The 20,245-nt window shown below is 35.4% G+C and carries 33 protein-coding genes; 1 reads left to right on the forward strand and 32 read right to left on the reverse strand.

Annotated features, from left to right (window positions below; translation table 11 throughout):
- Positions 1-28: 28 nt before the first annotated feature.
- The 16 genes from rpsH to rpsJ are packed head-to-tail and all read right to left on the reverse strand — an operon-like array spanning position 29 to position 6,631.
- Positions 29-424 (reverse strand): 30S ribosomal protein S8, encoded by a 396-nt coding sequence (gene rpsH, locus ACZ47B_RS07315; protein WP_464893889.1) that lies wholly within the window; start codon positions 422-424, stop codon positions 29-31.
- Between the two features lie 9 nt (positions 425-433).
- Positions 434-619: a type Z 30S ribosomal protein S14 gene (locus tag ACZ47B_RS07320; RefSeq protein ID WP_464893890.1), complete on the reverse strand. Its 186-nt coding sequence runs from the start codon at positions 617-619 to the stop codon at positions 434-436.
- On the reverse strand, positions 619-1,167 hold the full coding sequence (gene rplE, locus ACZ47B_RS07325; protein WP_464893891.1) for a 50S ribosomal protein L5: 549 nt from the start codon (positions 1,165-1,167) through the stop codon (positions 619-621). Before rplE ends, ACZ47B_RS07320 begins: the two co-directional genes overlap by 1 nt.
- A 3-nt stretch (positions 1,168-1,170) precedes the next feature.
- Positions 1,171-1,404 (reverse strand): 50S ribosomal protein L24, encoded by a 234-nt coding sequence (rplX, locus tag ACZ47B_RS07330; RefSeq protein ID WP_464893892.1) that lies wholly within the window; start codon positions 1,402-1,404, stop codon positions 1,171-1,173.
- Complete coding sequence (gene rplN / locus ACZ47B_RS07335) at positions 1,404-1,772, reverse strand: 50S ribosomal protein L14 (RefSeq protein ID WP_464893893.1); 369 nt, start codon at positions 1,770-1,772, stop codon at positions 1,404-1,406. Before rplN ends, rplX begins: the two co-directional genes overlap by 1 nt.
- A 2-nt stretch (positions 1,773-1,774) precedes the next feature.
- Entirely contained in the window at positions 1,775-2,062 is a 288-nt protein-coding gene (rpsQ, locus tag ACZ47B_RS07340; RefSeq protein WP_464893894.1) for a 30S ribosomal protein S17, read from the reverse strand.
- Between the two features lie 10 nt (positions 2,063-2,072).
- Positions 2,073-2,270, reverse strand: a complete 198-nt coding sequence (gene rpmC / locus ACZ47B_RS07345) for a 50S ribosomal protein L29 (protein WP_464893895.1) — start codon at positions 2,268-2,270, stop codon at positions 2,073-2,075.
- Positions 2,257-2,682 (reverse strand): 50S ribosomal protein L16, encoded by a 426-nt coding sequence (rplP, locus tag ACZ47B_RS07350; RefSeq protein ID WP_464893896.1) that lies wholly within the window; start codon positions 2,680-2,682, stop codon positions 2,257-2,259. Before rplP ends, rpmC begins: the two co-directional genes overlap by 14 nt.
- Before the next feature lie 2 nt (positions 2,683-2,684).
- Positions 2,685-3,377, reverse strand: a complete 693-nt coding sequence (gene rpsC, locus ACZ47B_RS07355) for a 30S ribosomal protein S3 (RefSeq protein ID WP_464893897.1) — start codon at positions 3,375-3,377, stop codon at positions 2,685-2,687.
- 1 nt (position 3,378) lies between these two features.
- Entirely contained in the window at positions 3,379-3,711 is a 333-nt protein-coding gene (rplV, locus tag ACZ47B_RS07360; RefSeq protein ID WP_464893898.1) for a 50S ribosomal protein L22, read from the reverse strand.
- A 10-nt stretch (positions 3,712-3,721) separates the two neighbouring features.
- Positions 3,722-4,003 (reverse strand): 30S ribosomal protein S19, encoded by a 282-nt coding sequence (gene rpsS, locus ACZ47B_RS07365; protein ID WP_464893899.1) that lies wholly within the window; start codon positions 4,001-4,003, stop codon positions 3,722-3,724.
- On the reverse strand, positions 4,004-4,834 hold the full coding sequence (gene rplB / locus ACZ47B_RS07370) for a 50S ribosomal protein L2 (protein ID WP_464893900.1): 831 nt from the start codon (positions 4,832-4,834) through the stop codon (positions 4,004-4,006).
- Position 4,835: 1 nt separating this feature from the next.
- Positions 4,836-5,117: a 50S ribosomal protein L23 gene (locus ACZ47B_RS07375; protein ID WP_464893901.1), complete on the reverse strand. Its 282-nt coding sequence runs from the start codon at positions 5,115-5,117 to the stop codon at positions 4,836-4,838.
- Positions 5,118-5,120: 3 nt separating this feature from the next.
- On the reverse strand, positions 5,121-5,735 hold the full coding sequence (rplD, locus tag ACZ47B_RS07380; RefSeq protein ID WP_464893902.1) for a 50S ribosomal protein L4: 615 nt from the start codon (positions 5,733-5,735) through the stop codon (positions 5,121-5,123).
- Positions 5,732-6,310 (reverse strand): 50S ribosomal protein L3, encoded by a 579-nt coding sequence (gene rplC, locus ACZ47B_RS07385; RefSeq protein ID WP_464893903.1) that lies wholly within the window; start codon positions 6,308-6,310, stop codon positions 5,732-5,734. Before rplC ends, rplD begins: the two co-directional genes overlap by 4 nt.
- Positions 6,311-6,313: 3 nt before the next feature.
- Positions 6,314-6,631, reverse strand: coding sequence for a 30S ribosomal protein S10 (rpsJ, locus tag ACZ47B_RS07390; RefSeq protein ID WP_464893904.1), 318 nt, complete (start codon positions 6,629-6,631; stop codon positions 6,314-6,316).
- A 183-nt stretch (positions 6,632-6,814) separates the two neighbouring features.
- On the opposite strand from rpsJ, the gene ACZ47B_RS07395 reads away from it, so the two are divergent.
- Complete coding sequence (locus ACZ47B_RS07395; RefSeq protein WP_464893905.1) at positions 6,815-7,900, forward strand: ATP-binding protein; 1,086 nt, start codon at positions 6,815-6,817, stop codon at positions 7,898-7,900.
- Positions 7,901-8,240: 340 nt separating this feature from the next.
- Here ACZ47B_RS07395 and ACZ47B_RS07400 read toward each other — a convergent pair whose 3' ends face one another.
- The 16 genes from ACZ47B_RS07400 to ACZ47B_RS07475 form a co-directional block, all read right to left on the reverse strand.
- The gene (locus ACZ47B_RS07400; protein WP_464893906.1) at positions 8,241-8,726 is read right to left on the reverse strand and encodes a FixH family protein; all 486 of its coding nucleotides are present in this window, start codon (positions 8,724-8,726) and stop codon (positions 8,241-8,243) included.
- Between the two features lie 64 nt (positions 8,727-8,790).
- Entirely contained in the window at positions 8,791-9,402 is a 612-nt protein-coding gene (locus ACZ47B_RS07405) for a hypothetical protein (RefSeq protein ID WP_464893907.1), read from the reverse strand.
- A gap of 117 nt (positions 9,403-9,519) precedes the next feature.
- The gene (locus ACZ47B_RS07410; protein ID WP_464893908.1) at positions 9,520-9,747 is read right to left on the reverse strand and encodes a DUF4006 family protein; all 228 of its coding nucleotides are present in this window, start codon (positions 9,745-9,747) and stop codon (positions 9,520-9,522) included.
- Positions 9,748-9,756: 9 nt separating this feature from the next.
- On the reverse strand, positions 9,757-10,602 hold the full coding sequence (locus tag ACZ47B_RS07415) for a cbb3-type cytochrome c oxidase N-terminal domain-containing protein (protein WP_464893909.1): 846 nt from the start codon (positions 10,600-10,602) through the stop codon (positions 9,757-9,759).
- Positions 10,602-10,826, reverse strand: coding sequence for a cytochrome c oxidase, cbb3-type, CcoQ subunit (locus tag ACZ47B_RS07420; protein WP_464893910.1), 225 nt, complete (start codon positions 10,824-10,826; stop codon positions 10,602-10,604). The genes ACZ47B_RS07415 and ACZ47B_RS07420 overlap by 1 nt, the downstream gene beginning before the upstream one ends.
- Before the next feature lie 10 nt (positions 10,827-10,836).
- Complete coding sequence (ccoO, locus tag ACZ47B_RS07425; protein WP_464893911.1) at positions 10,837-11,502, reverse strand: cytochrome-c oxidase, cbb3-type subunit II; 666 nt, start codon at positions 11,500-11,502, stop codon at positions 10,837-10,839.
- Between the two features lie 12 nt (positions 11,503-11,514).
- Positions 11,515-12,981, reverse strand: a complete 1,467-nt coding sequence (gene ccoN, locus ACZ47B_RS07430; protein WP_464893912.1) for a cytochrome-c oxidase, cbb3-type subunit I — start codon at positions 12,979-12,981, stop codon at positions 11,515-11,517.
- A 139-nt stretch (positions 12,982-13,120) separates the two neighbouring features.
- Positions 13,121-13,801, reverse strand: coding sequence for a response regulator transcription factor (locus ACZ47B_RS07435; RefSeq protein ID WP_464893913.1), 681 nt, complete (start codon positions 13,799-13,801; stop codon positions 13,121-13,123).
- A gap of 9 nt (positions 13,802-13,810) precedes the next feature.
- A complete protein-coding gene (locus ACZ47B_RS07440; RefSeq protein ID WP_464893914.1) occupies positions 13,811-15,010 on the reverse strand; it encodes a PAS domain-containing sensor histidine kinase in 1,200 nt (399 codons plus the stop codon).
- Between the two features lie 9 nt (positions 15,011-15,019).
- Positions 15,020-15,739 (reverse strand): sulfite exporter TauE/SafE family protein, encoded by a 720-nt coding sequence (locus ACZ47B_RS07445; RefSeq protein WP_464893915.1) that lies wholly within the window; start codon positions 15,737-15,739, stop codon positions 15,020-15,022.
- A 55-nt stretch (positions 15,740-15,794) separates the two neighbouring features.
- Positions 15,795-16,916, reverse strand: a complete 1,122-nt coding sequence (carA, locus tag ACZ47B_RS07450; protein WP_464893916.1) for a glutamine-hydrolyzing carbamoyl-phosphate synthase small subunit — start codon at positions 16,914-16,916, stop codon at positions 15,795-15,797.
- Positions 16,917-17,468: a DUF507 family protein gene (locus ACZ47B_RS07455; protein ID WP_464893917.1), complete on the reverse strand. Its 552-nt coding sequence runs from the start codon at positions 17,466-17,468 to the stop codon at positions 16,917-16,919.
- 224 nt (positions 17,469-17,692) lie between these two features.
- Entirely contained in the window at positions 17,693-17,971 is a 279-nt protein-coding gene (locus ACZ47B_RS07460; RefSeq protein WP_464893918.1) for a MoaD/ThiS family protein, read from the reverse strand.
- Entirely contained in the window at positions 17,968-18,501 is a 534-nt protein-coding gene (locus ACZ47B_RS07465) for a MotE family protein (protein ID WP_464893919.1), read from the reverse strand. Before ACZ47B_RS07465 ends, ACZ47B_RS07460 begins: the two co-directional genes overlap by 4 nt.
- Positions 18,498-18,917: a flagellar export protein FliJ gene (locus ACZ47B_RS07470; RefSeq protein ID WP_464893920.1), complete on the reverse strand. Its 420-nt coding sequence runs from the start codon at positions 18,915-18,917 to the stop codon at positions 18,498-18,500. Before ACZ47B_RS07470 ends, ACZ47B_RS07465 begins: the two co-directional genes overlap by 4 nt.
- Before the next feature lie 78 nt (positions 18,918-18,995).
- Entirely contained in the window at positions 18,996-20,237 is a 1,242-nt protein-coding gene (locus ACZ47B_RS07475; RefSeq protein ID WP_464895712.1) for an adenylosuccinate synthase, read from the reverse strand.
- Positions 20,238-20,245: the final 8 nt, after the last annotated feature.

The raw sequence follows: 20,245 nt of genomic DNA on the forward strand, positions 1-20,245 counted from the left end.
TATAAGACTTGAATGCCATAAACAAAGGTTACCAAATGCTGCAAAGCACTTCGCCACCAACTCCAATTTTATACGCTTCATCGTTGCTTAACACACCTTTTGATGTACTTACAACAGTTGTTCCATATCCGTTTTTGAATTTCTTGATCTCGTTTGAAGGTTTATAAACTCTTCTTCCCGGTTTTGAGATTTTCTTTACTTCAGTTATCACACTTTTTCCGTTTTCATCATACTTTAGTGTAACATTTATGAATTTTTTAACATTCTCTTCTTTAACGCTATAATCTTCTATATAGCCTTTATCCTTAAAGATTCTAAGTACTGCTTCAACCAAATTTGAATGAAGCAAAGTTGTACTCTCTAAACCTCTCATAGAAGCATTTCTTATCCTGGTCAATGCATCAGATACCATATCATTTATCATTTATAATCCTTACCAACTAGCTTTTTTAAGTCCGGGTATCAACCCTTCGTTAGCCATTTTTCTAAGACAAACTCTGCAAATACCAAAATCTTTGTAAACCGAATGAGGTCTTCCGCAGATTTGACATCTTGTATAAGCTCTTACGCTAAATTTTGGTTTTCTTGCATTTTTTGCTATCATTGATTTCTTAGCCATTATTTTCTTCCTTTTGCAAATGGAATTCCTATGAGTTCCAATAGTTTAAAAGCACTTTTATCTTCAGTCGCGGTTGTTACTATAGTTATATTCATACCATGAGTTCTAAGTATGAAATCATACTCGATCTCAGGGAATATCAACTGTTCATCAAGTCCGAAGTTATAGTTTCCTCTACCGTCAAATCCGCTTACGCTAAGACCTCTAAAGTCTTTAACTCTTGGAAGTGCTATAGAGATAAGCTTATCAAGAAAGGTGTACATTCTATCTTTTCTAAGAGTGACTTTTACTCCTACTGGATAACCCTCTCTTACTTTAAATCCGGCAACTGATTTTTTAGCGACTGTGACAACCGCATGTTGACCGGCTATCAAAGAGATGGTGTCTTGGATATTTTGCAAGATTTTAGCATCTTTTGCAAATTCACCCGCACCCACACTGATGATAACTTTTTCAACAGCAGGTATTAGCATAGGATTTTTTATATCCAACTCTTTTGCAAGAGCCGGTTTTATCTCTTCGTTGTATCTTTTTTTCAATCTATCCATCTACTAATCCTCAACTTTTTGTACATTTGATATATGTATAGGCTTTTCAACACTGACAAAACCGCCGTTTTGATTTTTTTCACTTGGTTTTACAGCCTTTTTAACTACCTTACATCCGGATACTATAACTTGTGAAGTCTTTGGTAAAACCTGTAAAACTTCAGCAACTTTACCTTTGTCATCCCCGGCGATAACTTTTACCTTGTCGCCTTTTTTGATTTTAAATTTTACAGCCATTACAGTACCTCCGGTGCAAGTGAAACTATCTTCATGAAGTTTGCATATCTTATCTCTCTGCCAACCGGACCAAATATCCTTGTACCGATAGGCTCTTTTTTCGTATCTAGTATAACAGCTGCATTTTCGTCAAATCTTATCAAAGATCCATTTTCTCTTTGAACCTCTTTTTTGGTTCTTACTATGACAGCTTTTACAACTTGACCTTTTTTAACCTTGCCGTTTGGTATGGCTTTTTTAACTGATGCAACTATAACATCACCCAAAGTCGCATATCTTCTTTTGCTACCGCCAAGAACTTTTATGCACATTATCTCTTTTGCTCCGCTGTTGTCAGCGATCTTCAATCTAGTAAAGCTCTGGATCATATCTACTCTCCTACAACTTCAGTATCTACTTTTTTGATGTTCATATCAACACCTTCGATACTTTTTAGTCTATAAGCTTTTTTCTTGCTTATCGGTCTGCACTCTATCGCGCTTACTATATCGCCGACAGTTGCTTGATTGTTCTCATCATGCACCAAGTATTTTTTAAATCTCTTGACAAACTTTCTATATCTTGGATGCATAACTCTTCTTTCAACCATAACAGTAGCTGTTTTGTCTCCAGCTTTACTTACTACTACACCTTGTATTACTCTTTTTAAAGAAGCCATTTTCCGAACCTTACTTATTGTTATTTTGAAGAGCTGTGATCGCAGTATTTATTCTTGCGATATCACGCTTTGCTTCTTTTATCTCATTTGGATTTGTTAGCTGCATAGTTTTAAGCTTTGCTTTAAGCTTAAAAATCAGCACCTTTTTCTCTTTTAACATATCATTCAATTCTTTTAGACTTTTATCTTTCAAATCAGAATATTTCATTTTCGCCATCCCTAGTAACTATTTTTGTTTTAAACGGTAATTTATGCATTGCCAGGGTTAAAGCGGCTCTTGCCAAATCTTCATTTACTCCGGCCATTTCAAATATGATTCTGCCTGGTTTTATGTTCATAACCCATTGATCAACTGCACCTTTACCTTTACCCATTCTTACTTCAAGAGGCTTGCTTGTTATAGGCTTATCTGGGAAAACTCTGATCCAGCTTTTAGCCATTCTGTTTACTTTTCTTGTCATCGCTATCCTGGCAGCTTCGATCTGTCTGGAGTTGATCCTTCCGGCTTCTACCGCTTTTAGAGCGATTTCACCGAATGCTATGGAACTTCCTCTGTACGACTTTCCTCTGTTTCTACCTTTTTGTTGTTTTCTGTATTTTGTTCTTTTTGGCATTAACATGGCTAGTTACCTCTTCTTTTTCTTCGATTGTCTCTTCTTGGTTTCTCTTTTGGCTCAGGAGCGATTCCTTTTGTAAGAACTTCACCTTTAAATATCCAGACTTTTACGCCTATGATACCGTATGCAGTTTGAGCTTCGGCAAAACCGTATTCGATCTTGGCTCTTAAAGTATGCAAAGGAACTCTTCCTTCAAGATACCATTCGGTTCTTGCCATTTCAGCTCCGCCAAGTCTTCCGGCAACTTGAACCTTGATACCTTTTGCGCCTGATTTTAAAGCATTTTGCATGACTTTTTTCATAGCTCTTCTAAATGCAACCCTTCTTTCTAGCTGCATTGCTACATTTTCAGCCGCAAGTTGAGCATCGCTTGCGCTTCTTCTGACTTCCTGGATGTTTACGTTTACATCTTTACCGATAAGTTTAACCAGTTTGTTTTTGAGTTTTTCTATATCAGCACCTTTTTTACCGATGATGATACCGGGTCTTGCTGCTACTACTGTAACTCTTAGTTTTTTAGCGGTTCTTTCTATAATGATTTGAGATATACCTGCATAGTACAACTCTTTTTTAAGAAATTTTCTTATCTTGTAATCTTCACCTATATTGTTAGAAAGATTACTTCCCGGAAACCATCTTGAATCCCAATTTCTATTGATCCCTAATCTTAGTCCGATAGGATTTACTTTTTGTCCCATACTACTTATCCTTCTTATTTGCTTGTGCTACTTCTACAAATACATGAGAAGTGGGTTTTCTTATTGGAGTTGCTCTACCTCTTGCTCTTGGTCTAAATCTCTTAAGAACCGGGCCTCTGTCAACCCTGCAAGATTTTATGATAACTTCCTCAGGCTCAAAGCCACCGTTAGCAACTGCACTTGCAACAACTTTAGATATGACTCTTGCAGCTTTGTTTGGCATAAACTCCAAACTTGCAAGAGCAAGTTCGGCATTCATTCCTTGAATCTCTCTAGCTATCAATCTAGCCTTCGTAGGTGATAATCTTATAAATTTTAATGTTGATTTTCCCATCATTTACACCTTACTTCCCGATCTTTTTCTGAACTGAGCCTTTGTGGCCTTTAAAAGTTCTAGTTGGAGCAAACTCACCAAGTTTATAGCCGATATGATTTTCAGTGATATACACAGGCACGAAGTTTCTGCCATTGTGTACATTTATGGTTAAACCCATCATATCAGGGGTAATCGTACTTCTTCTTGACCATGTTTTTATAGGTTTAGTATCTTTTGTTTCTTTTGATTTTAGTACTTTTTTCATCAAATGATCATCGACAAAAGGACCTTTTTTTAGACTTCTTGCCATCTATTTTCCTTTTCTTCTAGAAATTATGAGCTTATCGCTGGCTTTTTTCTTCCTTGTTTTGAAACCTTTTGTTGGTTTACCCCAAGGAGTAACAGGGTGACGACCGGAGTTTGTTTTACCTTCACCACCACCATGAGGGTGATCGATAGGGTTCATAGCACTACCTCTTGTTTGAGGTCTTATGCCTCTATGTCTGTTCCTTCCGGCTTTTCCAATAACGACATTTGCCCAATCTTCATTACCGACAACACCCACTGTTGCCATACATTCACTAAGAACTTGTCTCATTTCGCCACTGGGAAGTCTTAGGATAACATACTTGTCTTCCTTACCCATAAGCTGAGCATATCCTCCGGCACTTCTTGCTATCTGGCCACCTTTACCGATTTTAAGTTCGATATTGTGTATGATAGTACCGACTGGGATATTTTTTAGTTTCATTGCATTTCCGGGCTTGATATCCAAACCGCTTTCAGCTGCTTGAACTTCATCACCGACTTTTAAGCCTGAAGGCTGAAGAATATATCTTTTATCGCCGTCTTTATAGTTTATAAGTGCAATTCTACAGTTTCTGTACGGGTCATACTCTATAGAAGCTACGGTTCCGGGAATTCCAAATTTTCTTCTTTTGAAATCTATAATTCTATATAGTTTTTTAACACCTGCTTCTTTATGTCTGGAAGTTATCCTTCCGTTATTGTTTCTACCGGTACCCGGCTTCAATCTCTTTAGTAGCTTTGGAACACTTGGCTTTGAAGTTATATCGCTACTGTCTAGTCCTGTCATATATCTACGACTTGGAGTATATGGATTGTAAGTTTTAATCGCCATCTTATACCTCCATACTTTCTATGGCAGCACCTTCAGGTAGCTTTACATAGAATTTTTTATAATCTGCTCTTTTTCCTTCAAGACCTCTAAATCTTTTCACTTTACCGTTAACTCTCATAGAATTTACTTTCAAAGGAACAAATCCAAAGTAATTTTTCAAAACTTCTTTCAGTGAATTTTTTGTCATTTTAGGACTTGTTTGTATAACAACAACTCCGTCTTCTTGAAGGCCCAAACTTTTTTCAGTATATAGTATCGCTTTTATATCTGTTATATCTGCCATCGATTAGCCCTCTTTTATCAAATTTTCTAAAACAGCTTTTTCTATCACTAGAGAATGAAACGCTGTTACGATATAAGCATTCAACTCATTTGGCTCAACCAAATAAGCATTGCTTAAATTTCTAAATGCATAAAAACTTTTTTCATCGATCAACTCTTTTACTACAAGAGCATCTCTAACATTTAAAGTTTTAAGTATATTTGCCGCATCTTTAGTTTTGCCTGATTCAACACTAACTGACTCAACTACAAAAAGTGCTCCGTTTTGAGCTTTTTCTTCCAAAGCATACTCCAAAGCAAGTCTTTTTTGTTTTTTATTGACTTTTTGAAAGTAGTTTCTATTGTTTTTAGGACCGTGTGCTACACCACCGCCTACCCATATAGGACTTCTGTTTGATCCGGCTCTGGCACCACCTCTTCCTTTTTGGCTCCAAGGTTTCTTTCCACCGCCTCTTACTTCACCTTTTCCTTTGGTAACAGCGGTATTTGCCCTTAGGCTTGCCAAATAAGACTTAACATAAAGGTACAGATTGTTCGAGCTGACTTCCGCAAAACTTTTCGGTAGTTCAAGCTCATCTGCTCTTTCCAATTTATCATTTAACACAATGGCTTTACTCATTTAATTATCCTTATCTTACCAACTCTTCCGTTTGATCCGCTTATAGCACCTTTTAAAACAAGGATACCGTTCTCTTCGTCAAACTCTATAACTTCGTTCTTTACAGTAACTTGAGTATTTCCATACTGTCCAGGCATTTTTCTGCCTTTTTGAACACGACCTGGCCACTCACAGTTTCCTATAGAACCAGGGGCTCTGTGAAATCTTGAACCATGACCACCGGGACCGCCTGCAAAATTCCATCTTTTCATAACACCGGTAAACCCTCTACCTTTTGTTTTAAAAGTAGTTTTTACTCTTTTTGCTTCTTTTAATGGAGCGAGATCTATATCTCCGGCTTCACTGTTTGAAACTTTAAGGGTAACAAATCTATTGAACTCTTTTGATAGATTGTATTTCTTTTGTTGCCCTTGTATCGCTTTGTTTATCTTTTTTCCATCACTGTATGCTACTATAGCTTTGTTATCATCTTTAACTTCGCATACTTTGGCTTCCACTACTTTGCAAAGTGTTACTGGAACACTAGGAACACCAATAGTTCTGCTCATTCCTATCTTTTGTATGATATATTCCATTATTTACCCCTTTGCACCCATTGCTCTTACTTCCACATTAACTTCAGGAGCAAGATCCAATTTCATCAACGAATCAATAGTATCAGGAGTTGCTGATACGATATCGATAAGTCTTGAATGAATTCTCATCTCAAACTGCTCTCTTGAATCTTTATTTACGTGTGGAGATCTAAGAACTGTATATCTTTTTATCTTAGTAGGCATAGGCATAGGACCGATGATTTCGGCACCTGTTCTTTTGACAGCTTCTACGATTGCTGCGACTGATCTGTCCAATACTCTGTGATCATAAGCCTTAAGCTTAAGTCGTATTTTTTCCATTGTGGCTAACCTTATAAAAGAACTTGTCGCAACTTATGCGACTATTTTGGAAGTGTGATTATACTTTAATGCCTTTAAATAGTCAATATTTTCTATGGTATTGCTATATATTTTTATATTTTATTTCCTTTTTATAAGGAAAAGTATGCTATTATTTTCTGGATTTTAAATTTGGGGTTTTCGATGGGCTTATCACAACTTGATATTTTATATGATTTTGAACCGAAAAAAATAGACTATATAGACAGGAAGTTTAAAATCACATCCAAAAAGACAATCATACATTATGCACCTAAAAGCGGTATGACATATCTTATATATTCACATTTGCTAAATTACAACAGCAAAGATTATATCTATATAGATTTTAACGACTTGAGAGTAGATAAGATACAATTAAAAGAAAATCTAAACAGATACATTTATGAAAATAGTATAAAATTGCTTATTTTGGAAAATTTTGATTTTTCTTTTGAAATACCTAAATGCGAAGAGATAATCATCACCACATGCGAACATCATAATATTGATGGATATAAACATATGGACTTTTACCCTCTTGATTTTGAAGAGTTTATCGCTTTTGAAAGAAGTCATACCAAGATTGAAAATATTTTCAACTCTTATGCCAACAGTGGTACATTTCCAAAAATAGCTCATTTAGCTGAGACTGACAAGATATATTATCTACAAAATATCGCTCAAATGATAACCAAAGATGAAAAGCAGCTTTATATCCTAAAACTTATGAGTACTCTTCAAGCCCAATGTGTATCTCTATACAATATATTCAATACCGTTAAAAAAAATATCAAAATTTCCAAAGATATTTTTTACAGCCACATAGAGGATCTAAAAAGAAGAAAAGTCATACTCTTTTTAGATAAATACAATCACCCAAAAGCTACTAAAAAGATATATCTTATGGATTTCACCTTAAAAAATGCTCTTAGCTTCGAAAAAGATTTTATAAAACGGTTTGAAAACATCATCTTCCTCGAAATTTATAAAAGAGGAAAAAATGTATACTATACCGACGAGATTGATTTTTATCTGCCTGATGAAAATATTGCAATTCTCGGTATACCATTTTTACCGCCGACTCTTCTTAAAAACAAGATTATAAAAAGAAGAAAAGCTTTCAAGAAACTTGGGATCAAAAAAGTTTACATCATAAGCCTTGGAAATGAAGACCGTTTTTATGATAAAAATATAGAGTATGAAATCATGCCGTTTTGGAACTGGGCATTGGGGGAGATTGAAAATTGAGAATTTTGTAGTATAATGCCACTATGAAACATATATCACCAAAAATAAAAATACTTTTATACATCAGAATAGTTACGGTTGTACTTGGCATTTCGTTGCTTTGGATGGGCATAGATATTTATCTTATAACGCGTGATCCATTAGCTCAAATAGAGAGCCAAAATACAATTGCAATGGCTATCGTAGTAATACTTTTATTTGTATCACTGCTTAGCGGCTTAATATTATCGATAATGCTTGAAATAAGACGATATATAAGATATTTTTCTATATATATTGGATTACTTCTTATTATGCTTGTATCAATTAGAAGTTTATTTGGTTAAACTTTGCAACAAGTCTAATACACGTCTATCTCTTTTTTATAATATCCGCTTACTTTCCCATTAGAGATGTCAACCAATACTATCCATCGTCCTTTTTTGTTTATCTTGAATGTTGGAAAAATATATCTGTCTCCATTTTCTTTTGAAGTCAATTTTATATCGTATCTGTCATCGTCCGGTCTTGTTATCTTTACACTTATCAAAAGATTTTCCGCATGTCTGCCGGTATAGTTGTCAAGTACACTTATATCGAGATTGTTCTTGCCTATTGTAAATGTATCGTTTGATATTTTGACAGCATACTGTTTTTTGAAGAGTTCTTCTGATTTTTTTATCTCATTTATGTGCGAATCGACTTTTTGATATTTTTTCATATATGCTTCATCCATTTGTACCGGATGCTTTAATGCTATCATGATAGTACCGGCACCCATTACCACAACAGCTAAGATAGCTATCGTAATCCCGTACGGCCAAAATGTTTTTTTCTTTTTTTCCATAGCTCGCCCCTAGAAATTTTTGGTATTATACTGATTGTGATATAAAAAGCATATTGTAAAGATACTATTGTTTCTTTTTTTTAGCTAGTATTTTTTTTCTGGTGTACATTATTACAAAATACAAAAAAGAACCATACACTATGATTCTCAATATGTTTATCAAGATTCTGTTGGTATTGCCTACACTACTGCTTAACTTGACACCAATTTTATCCGCAACCCTGTCAGCGATATCGGCATATCCGTTAAGCATTGCCGCAGAATATTTGTCTTCACCTTTTCTTTCAGTAAGTATTGGTATGATGGTTCCGCTAAAAGGACTCAATATATCATCTACATCAATTAGGTCTTTGGTTTGAGGTGAAGTCATTATATCGACTTTTTGCTCGTTTGCCGCCATTGCAAGCAGTATGAAAGGTTTATTGAGTTTTTTAGACAGCTTTTTTTCAAAGATTTTTATCTTTTGGTTATCGATACTTTTTTTGGCACATAGATATATAGATATGCCTGTTTTATTTTTTACTTCGTTGCCTATCTTTTCTATTTCCCCTACTGCCCTGTCGTTTACCAAGCCGTCATTGCATATGACAAGTGAAGTATTTGCCTCTAATTTTGCAAAGATGGATATGAGGATGAAGGTGGCTAAAAGCCACCTTCTGCTAAATTTTCTTATCAACTCTTAACCTAAAAACAGGTGATGTGGAGTCAAAACTGCCCAAAGTGATATAATTGCCGTAACAACCAAGCCCCATCCTGATAATTTATATAATAAATCTCCCATTTCAACTCCTCCTTACTTTACAATCTCATAATGCTTTGCATTATCATCACTTTTAAACTTGATGCTTTGAGGATCTTTTATCTTATAAAAAGTTTCAGCATTTGTCTGTTGTGCCTTTATACCCCAAATAGTCAAACCAACCAATATTGCTAAAAGTAAGACTGTTGCAATCAAGCCACCCATTAAGCCATTTAGGTTAAAACATAATCTTCTTGTAGGATTTTCTTCATTCAATCTCATTTCATACTCCTATTGTCTTAATGTGTCTACATAGACAGCTACAGCTTTCATTTGGATAGGTGTCAGCAATCCTTTGATAGCAGGCATTTCACCAAGTATTCCTTTTTTACCATGAGTTATAACATTTTTTACCAATGTTTCATCATAAGCTTTCAAATTCGGCGCGGTACCACCGTTACCTGTCCCATCTTGTCCGTGACACCCTGCACATGTTGCAAATCCTGCCGGAGCTTTACCTTTTAATCCGCCTGCTACATAAGCTGCTATAGCTTTTGCACTATCTCCACTTGCCATACCTGCCGGCATTTCACCAAGTGGATATCCAAGTTGACCTTTGCCATCTCCAATCTTTTTATCACCAAGTGCGGCAGAACCTCTTTTGATAACATCAAGAACTTGAGCTTCGCTAAATCTGTGAGCAAAGTTTTGAGCTTTTCCGCCAAGTCCGTCACCGGTAATTCCGTGGCATGGTGCACAATCATTGATAAATACACCTTCACCCATATTTTTCAATGTCTCTTTGTCTGCATTCGCCCATTTTTTCTCAAAAGCTTTATTGTAAGCTTGAGTTTCTTCATTCCACTGACCTATCTGAGAAAATGACCATAGCGGATATCCAGCCAATGCATACCATATCCACCATATGATTGTTCCGACAAACGCCATTCCCCAACCTGTTGGGATAGGATTGTTATATTCGCCTACTCCATCCCACTCTTCACCTGTCAATTCACCCGTACTCTTATCGGTTTTCATCTGTCTTATATATTTACCTGCTACAAAAACAGTCAATATGATGATAGCAGCAGCACCGATCAGAGCAAGTATATTTACATTATCACTAAACCATTTCATTAATTTGCTCCTTCCTCATTTTTTTCATTTTTAGTATGTTCTTCAACCGGAGTAGAATCTATCTCATCATGCAAAGCAAGGTTTGAATACTTCTCATAGTCTCTTTTGCCCTCTTTTTGAGTTTTATACAAATGATGTATATATGCATAAAGCCCTATGGTAAGTAATACTATCATCAAAAGATAGCCGTATGCCTGCAATTCTCTTATGTTTTCTATCTCCAATTGTTACCCTTTATTTTAAACTGTTCAAATACGCTATAAGTGCAACTATCTCAGGAACTTTGCCCTGTGCTACCAAATTTTTAACACTTTGGTTTTTCATATCAGCCGCTACTTTTTTAGCATCCGCTAAAGCTTGTGCTTCAGCACTTTGCAAGCTACCAAGTTTTGGCATACCCGGTTTATCGTAAGGTACTCCAAAAACTTTTTTGACTGTATAAGCTTCGGCATAAGCGGTATCTAAATCAGCAACTTTTCTAAAAAGATGAGGATATGCCGGCATGATACTATCCGGGACTACGCTTTTTGGATCAAGCATATGGTTTTCATGCCAGTCAGTCGTTCTGTAGTTACCGACTCTGTGAAGATCCGGTCCTGTTCTTTTTGAACCCCAAAGAAATGGTCTGTCATAAGCATACTCACCGCTTAAGCTATACATACCGTATCTATCAGTCTCACTTTTAAACGGTCTTATAAGCTGTGAATGACAGGCATTGCAATCTTCTTTTATATACACTTGTCTTCCGGCAAGCTGTAGCAGTGTATAAGGTTTTGTACCTACTACCGGTCTTGATTCTTTAGCAAAATCAGGAAGTATTGTAACTAGTCCCGCATAAGCTATGACAACAAAAACACCTACTGCAAAAAAGAATGGATTTTTTTCTAACCAATGAAACATATCAACCTCCTTTTATGATGCCATAGGCGATTTATAAGCAGGCTCTTTTTCCAAAGCTCTGCCGGCCGCAAATGTTTTGTAGATATTATATGCCCACATAAACACACCTATTAGATAGAATAGTCCACCTATACCTCTTAGCGTATAGTATGGATGTAAAACTTTAACGGTATCTATAAAAGAGTAAGTCAAGTTTCCATACATATCTGTTGCTCTCCACATCATACCTTGAGTGATACCGGCTATCCACATACTTGTAAAGTATAGAACGATACCTGTTGTTTGTATCCAAAACTGTGCATCAACAAGTTTTTTACTGTATATCTCTCTTTTAAACATTCTTGGTGTCATGTGGTAAATCGCAGCTATGATCATAAATCCAACCCATCCTAGAGTTCCATCATGAACGTGTCCAGGGATCCAGTCGGTAAAGTGAGCCAAAGCATTTACTGATTTTATAGCTTGGATAGGACCTTCCAAAGTTGAGAACATATAGAAAGTCGAAGCAAGTATCATAAACTTGATAAGTGGATTTTCCTGAAGCTGTCCCCACTCGCCCTTCATGGTAAGAAGCATGTTTATAGCACTTCCCCAAGATGGAAGGATAAGAACAACTGAGAAGATCGAACCCATAGTTTGAACCCAGTCAGGCACTGTAGAATAAAGAAGGTGGTGACCACCTGCCCAAAGATAAACAAACATCAATCCCCAAAATGAAAGAAGTGAAAGTTTGTAAGAAAAAATAGGTTGACCTGATTCTTTTGGTAAAAAGTAATATATCATTGCAATGATAGGTACTGTAAAGACAAATGCAACAGCGTTGTGTCCATACCACCACTGAACCATGGCATCATTACTTCCGGCATACATAGATACTGAGTGAAACCAGTTACCCACACCGGCTACGAAATATGTAGGAACTTCCATATTGTTAAATAGATAAAGCATAGCGACACCCAAGAAAGTAGCTATATAATACCATAATGATATATAAAGAACTCTCTCTCTTCTTAGTCCAATAAGACCGAATATCTCTATACCCCATATAACCCAGATGACAACTATAGCTATATCTATAGGCCATTCAAATTCGGCATACTCTTTAGAAGTTGTATATCCTAAAAGTAAAGATACTACAACTGCCGCTACAGTCAGTACATATAAAAGCACTTGAAGTTTTGCCAAATTCAATAAAAATTTTGACTCAGCAAGTGAAACTTTTAAAACTCTTTGACCGACATAGTACCAAGTAGCAAAAATACCGCTTACGGTAAACCCAAATGCTACCGAGTCAGTATGTAGTGGTCTTAGCCTACTGAAAGTCAAATACTCTCCACCTAGGTAGTTTAAATCTGGAAAAGCTAACTGAAATGCTATAAGCACTCCTATAGTCATTCCGACAATACCCAAAACGATAGCTAAAATCGTATAAGCTTTAGCGATCGAATAATCGTATGCTATTGCATTACTGTCTTGCATACAATACCTCCTTATAATTTTGTCATATAAATGTCACATTCGTTGCAATTGTACTATAAGTTTTATACAAATAAACTTAAATTTGTTAAATATTTGTTAATTTTTTTTGATAAGTCAATCTTAAGTTTAAAGAAGTTTTTCAGGAATTGAGTTTGTATCCCAATCCTGAGATATTCTCTATAAACTCCTTGTCAGTCTTCGTTCTTATCCTTTTTATAAAGGTTCTAACAGCCGCATCATTGACTTTTGAGTTGTTCCAGACATTCTTTTTCAAATCGTCATGGGAAACAAAAGAGCCTAGATTGTCAACTAGCAGGGATATGAAACTTAATTCTTTTTTAGTAAGTTTTACAGGGGTTTCATTTTTATATAGTATATGTTTGGTTTTATTGAAACTATATATATCATTCAATTTTATGATATTGTCAACTGATAACTTTTTGCTGACTATATTTTCAATGGTAGAAAGAAGCTCATCTATATCCACAGGCTTGATAAGATATTTGTCAATCCCTATGTCTATGGCACTTAAAAGCTTCTCTTTCTCGCTAAATGCACTAAAGAGTATAATTGGTACATCTTTCGAGATAGCTCTTATATTTTCTGACATTTCCAAACCGTTACATATGGGCATCAGTATATCACTGACTACGATATCAGGTTGATATTTTTTATATTTTTTAAACCCTTCATCACCATTGCCGGCGGTAATTACTGCCTTAAACTTATCCTCTATAGCGCTTTTTAAAAGATTTCTTATCTTATCCTCATCCTCGACATACAGCAAGGTTAAATTTTTACAAATATCTTTTTTACTCATTATCTCATCCTAACCAAGGGGAAGTTTTATGATAAAACATGCACCCTCTTTTGTATTTATAACATTTATGGCTCCGCCATTTTCCTCTATGATTTTCTTACTCATATAAAGTCCTATTCCTGTACCTTGTTTACTGTGTTTTGTTGTAAAATATGGATCAAAGATTTTATCTATTATATCTTCTTTTATGCCACCGCCGTTATCACATACGGTAACTTGCACCCACTTACTTGTTTTGGAAATCTTTATATCAATTTTTTTGACTTTTTGCTCTTTTGAAATCAAAACATCTTTAGCATTATTGATAATATTTAACATAACCTGTAAAATTTCATTTGAGTGGCTATTTAATATTATACTGTGTTTATTATTAAAGTTTATTTTAATATTATGACTTTTTAGTGTCTCTTTTATGATAAATATCGCCTCTTCGATAGTATCTTCTATAAAAAATTCACTTTTTTCTCTTGAAGGCTTGAAAAAATCCCTAAAATCATCTATAGTTTTAGACATTGCATTTATAACCGCTTTGCAATCACTGTAATCTTTATCAAATTCTTTAGAATTATGGTTTAAAAAAGCATTTTTTATCTTAAAAAGCAGTATTCCAAGTTCACTCAAAGGCTGTCTCCATTGATGAGCTATATTTGCTATCATTTCACCCATTGCGGCAAACCTGGCCTGTTGAAACATGATCCTGTCTTTTTCTCTGTTTTTTTTAACCTCTTTTTGAACTCTGATTTCCAGATTTTTGTTGAGTTCCTCAAGTTTTAACGTCTGTTTCTTAATCCTTTCTTCAAGGGTTGCATTTAATCCTTCAAGTTCTTTCTCTTTTTTTTCCAACTCTTTTGCGGTCATAACGGCTTCTGTTACGTCATACCTGATAGCTACAAATTCTATAATGTTGTCATTTTCATCAAGTATTGGTATAACTGTCGTATTGACATAAAAGGTACTTCCGTCTTTTGCCATATTTTTAACGGTAGCTTTATAGGTTTTTTTTGCAAGTATCGTATCCCACAGCTTTTTAAACGCTTCGGAAGGAACATCGGGGTGTCTTACTATATTATGATTTTTGCCAATGAGTTCATCTTTGGAGTATTTGGAAATTTTACAAAACTCTTCGTTTGCAAAAGTAATGATACCGTTTATATCGGTTTTTGAGACTATATTGTTCTTTTCTATTGCTTCGATATATTGTTTTAACAAAATTCTCCTTTACATTTTAGCTTTGCAGCAGTCATGAAAAGTAGCGTTTGGGTCAGTCATGAACCAGTATCCTTTGTATATCATATATATGCCAAAGCCGATGATAACAAAAGATGCTATCTGTATCATCGTTTGTCTAAAGCTGCTACTTTTTAAAGATCCGACTATAAAACCAAGTCCCAAAAGTACAGGTACGGTTGAAAGCCCAAATATCAACATAACAACCCCGCCCCAAAACGGTGAACCCGTAGATGCCGCCGATGCGGCAAAAAAGTATACAAGCCCGCAGGGTAAAAAACCGTTTAGCATACCTAAAAAGAAAAAGCTAGGAAGTGATTTTGAGTGAATAAGAAGAGAAAACAGTTTTTTAACCAGGGAACTGTTCGCCAAAGAAGACTCTATAGAAGTTAAAAACCTTATTTTGCCCATCAAAGAAAATCCCATGACCACCATAAAGATACCTATGACAAGGTTCAAAAGCCCCATGGATATATGGTTGAAAACAAATATGCTTCCTAAAAGACCAAATATCACACCTATAATAACATAGGAAAAAACTCTTCCGAGGTTGTATAAAAAATGGCACAAAAACTGATAAGGTTTACTTCTGTTCGCATCTATCTTGGCTGCGGTATAAGCAACTATAAAACCACCGCACATACCCACACAGTGACCCAAGCTCCCGAGAAACGCGACACTGATGATGACATAAAAATTTACTATATCCACTTATAGACCTTTTGTTTTGGTGGATAAATTATAACTTTTTAGTGTTAAATTAATGTTAGACAAATTTCATGAACTCTTCAAATATATATTTGCTGTCATGTGGTCCAGGACTAGCCTCAGGATGATGCTGAACTGAAAAAATAGGAGAATTTTTATAACTTAGGCCTTCTATCGTTTCATCAAAAAGATTTATATGGGTTATGGTCGCAATTTCACATATATTATCAGGTACGTTGTAGTTATGGTTTTGAGCAGTTATTTCTATAACTCTATTGTTTTGATTTTGCACAGGGTGATTTCCGCCGTGTTGACCGAATTTGAGTTTATATGTCGGATAACCGTGTGCTATACTTAAAAGCTGATGTCCTAAGCATATGGCAAACATGGGAACTTTGGCTTTGATCAATTTTTTAATTTCATCGGCTTCTTTTTGTAGTATCAGAGGATCACCCGGACCGTTAGAGAGAAATACAGCCTTTATCTCACCGGTTTTGTATCTCTGAATGAGTTCTTCGGCATTAAAGTCGTGAGGTATCACTTCCACTTCAAAACCTACTTCGCTAAGTTCATTCAAGATATTTCTTTTAACACCAAAGTCTATGGCAACTATCTTTTTAGATTTTTTTATATCTTTGTTATACTCCATTTTTAAGTGATTCCAAGCTCCACTATCATGGATATAACTCTTTTTCGTACTTACCTGCTCTATATAGTTTATCTCTTCGATTCTTGGGCTGCTTTCAAGTAGTTTTTTAAGTTCATCTTTGTCTGAAATCTCAGTGGAAGCTATCATCATCAAAGAGCCGTTGTCTCTAACGGTTTTAGTGAGCATTCTTGTATCTATATCACATATACCTATAGCGTTATTGGCTTTTAAAAGATCGGCAAAGGACTCTTCTGCTCTGAAGTTGGAATATCTTTCTTGATAGTTTCTGACTATTATCCCACTCGCATGGATCTTGTTACTTTCCATATCTTGCTTATTGCAGCCTACATTTCCTATTTCGGGCATGGTAAAAACTATAAACTGCCCCGCATAACTGGGATCGGTTGCAATCTCTTGATATCCGCTCATGGAAGTATTGAAAACTATCTCTCCTGTCTTGGTACCAATGCTGCCAAAACTCTTTGCTTCCAAAAAAAGTCCGTTTTCTACATATATCCAAATCTTTGTCATTTACATCATTCCTATCTTCTTCAACTCTTCTTGGTACAGTTTCTCAAAAACTATGTCATACTCTTCACTACCGGGTATCAACTTTCTTTTATAATTTTTTATCTTCTCTATCACTCTGTCTTCAATGTCTTCAAATCTTTCTATATAACTTTCTATCGAATTGAATATGACATTTTTGACCATATTTTCCGAAACTTGAAACTCTATCAAGTCATTTTGGATCAGCTCATCTAAAATCTTATGCGAAAGATCACTGTATCTGTCTTCATAAGATAGTATGACGCCATATTCGCCTGCAAGTCTTTTTTTGATAAGCCAAAACATATTTCTCTTATCAACTTGCATAAACTCCATCTCATCTTCATTTTCTTCCATGATCTCATAAACCCTCTCTTCAAGGGCAGCTTCTTGTTGGATATCATCTTCGATCAGTTTTTTGGCCGCTTCAGCAACAGGTTCGACTCCCTGGTTCATTTTTATGAAAGAGCTGTTAAGTAAGTCTATTGATATTTTATTTGCGATGTATGGGGCATGTGGTTTTCCTATCTTCATGCTCAAAGCCTTAATGTTAATTTTGTTACAAGGTATATTTTATCTAATTTTTAATAATGAACTCATTAAACTGATGTTTGGTACTGACCAAATAAAACTTTTACACTCATTCTCAAAATTGCATCCTGCAATAATTCCTGGGCTAAAATTTGGATTTGCATCCTTGCAAATCCTTTTAAATTTTAGAACCGTTAGAAAGTTTTATTTGGTCAGTACCTGATGTTTTAGCCAATTTTTCCTACATATGCTTTGACATGGTTGGGGATGCCTCCGGGTGGCACAAGGGCGACTCTGTCACCATCTTTTAAAACAGTATCTAAAGGTACTATTTTGTGGTTGACAAAAACTCCCTCTATATCGTTTTCACTAAAACCGAGACTCTTTATAAACGATAGAATGTTCATATCATCTTCGATTTGCATTTTTTTATTTGGACACTCTATATTTTTCTCTTTGCATCTGTTTTTTAAAAAAGAAAATGCATTGAAGTTTATAGTTATCATTTTTTCATCCCTTTTTTCTCAAACGGAGGTCCCGCTAGCAGTATTTGAGTGATGTTCGAGGCTTTGCTTGGTGGCATTTTTGCCATAATTTTAGAAATCTTTTTTGGCTTTAAGTTAAAAAGTATCTTGGCGGCTTCTTCATCTTTCATGGATGCAAGTATTTGAGCCGCGGCTGAATCTTTCATCTTCGAGTAGGTCAAACTTATCTTGTCATCTTTTGCCTCTTTTATGGCTTGTAAGAGTTCTTTATTTTTAGCCAAAAGCTCTTTTATATTTTTTTCTTTGGTCTTTATCTTTTGCAAAGATGCATTGATATCCTCTTCCCTTTGTGCAAGCATCTTTTTTTTCTTATCCAAAAGGGCATTGGTAGCAGCCCTTAGAGCTTCGAGAGCTTCTCTGGCCTCGTCTATCTTTTCTATTTTCGTAGTAAGCTCAGCTTTTCTTTGTTCAAATATCTGATTACACTCATAAACGTTATCTTTGGCGATCATTGTTGAAAGCAAAAAGAATACACAAAACAGTACCTTCAAACAGTTCTCCTCTTATAAGTTAAAACAGACATTTCATCCAAAAGTTTCTGCTCATCTTTTTTAATTTTATCAAGTTTTTTCTCAATCTCCAAATCCTCAAGATATTTTATCTTTTCATACTCCATCAGCGCTTTTTTATATTCTTCTCGTTTTTGCTCCAATTCAATCTCGATATGTTGCAAATAGAACTCTTTTTCTTTTTTTAGAGCAAACAAAGTATCAAAAGAGTAACTCACAGATAAAAAAATATCAAATTTTCCCTCTTGGGGCTTGTTTAAAGAGCTTATCTCTTCTTTTAAGTTTTCTATATCTTTTTCAATACTCTTTCTCTTTGAATTTAAAAGGGCGATTTCATTTTCAATACTGTCAACTTTTTGTTTTTTAACTTTTAAAAGCTGAGAGTATTTCGTCTTCATCAAAAATATCCTTTTATTCGATTGCTAAAAAGAAGCAAAAGGCTTCTTTGCCACTTACTACCAACTACTCACTTCTGACTATCTTATAATCGTATCTTTTCTATCGGGGCTAGTTGAAATGATACCTACTTTAGTGCCAACCAACTCTTCAATGGCTTTTACATAATTTTTTGCATTTTTAGGAAGTTTTTCATATTCGCTTATACCTTCTACTTTATCCCACCCGTCAAACTCTTTGTATATAGGTTTTACATCATCAAGATTTGAAGGAAAATCTTCAATGACTTCTCCGTCAACCTCGTAAGCAACACATACTTTTATCTTTTCAAATCCATCCAACACATCAAGTTTCATCAGTGCCAATTCATCGCATCCGTTTATCCTGCTTGCATACTTACATGCAACCGCATCAAACCATCCACATCTTCTTGGCCTTCCTGTAGTCGTTCCAAATTCATGTCCTTTTTCTCCCAAAAGTTTTCCATCATCTCCCTCATCTTCAGTAGGAAAAGGTCCGTTTCCGACTCTTGTACAGTATGCCTTTACGATACCTGTGATTTTACCTATATCTTTGGGATTTAGTCCAAGTCCCGTACAAGCTCCTGCGCTTATGGTGTTAGAACTTGTTACAAAGGGATAAGTACCATGGTCTATATCAAGAAGTGTACCTTGAGCACCTTCAAGCAAAACCTTTTTTCCTTTATCAAGTTCACTCCATACAAGATGGGTCGTATCACATAAAAAAGGCTTGAGAAACTCCGCATACTCTTCTAACTCTTTTTTTAATTCATTCTTGTTCGGCACACTGATTTCAAGTGCTTTAAAATATATACTGTTATTGTCAAAATATCTCATCAAAGATGAAACAAGTTTTTCAACATCTCTAAGCTCTCCAAGTCTATGCCCGTTTCTCTCAATCTTCAAAGCATAAGCGGGACCTATACCTTTTCCCGTAGTTCCTATGGCTTTGGAACCTCTTAATCTCTCTCTGGCCTTGTCTATCTCTTGGTGAAAGTTTAAAATCATATGGGCCTTATCGCTTATAAAAAGCCTCCCTTCTAAATCATCAAAACCGTTCTTTTCAACTTCTTTCATCAATGCTTTTGGTGATACTACCACACCGTTGCCTATAATATTTATGGCATCTTTGTTTAAAACTCCGGAAGGTATCAAGTGCAAAGCCAACTTTTTATCCCCTACTACGATAGTATGTCCCGCATTGTGTCCGCCTTGGTATCTTGCAACCGTTTCATACTTTTGAGCAAGCATATCTACGATCTTGCCTTTTCCCTCATCACCCCACTGGATTCCCACTATCATATCCGCTT

The organism is Thiofractor thiocamini (assembly GCF_055384375.1).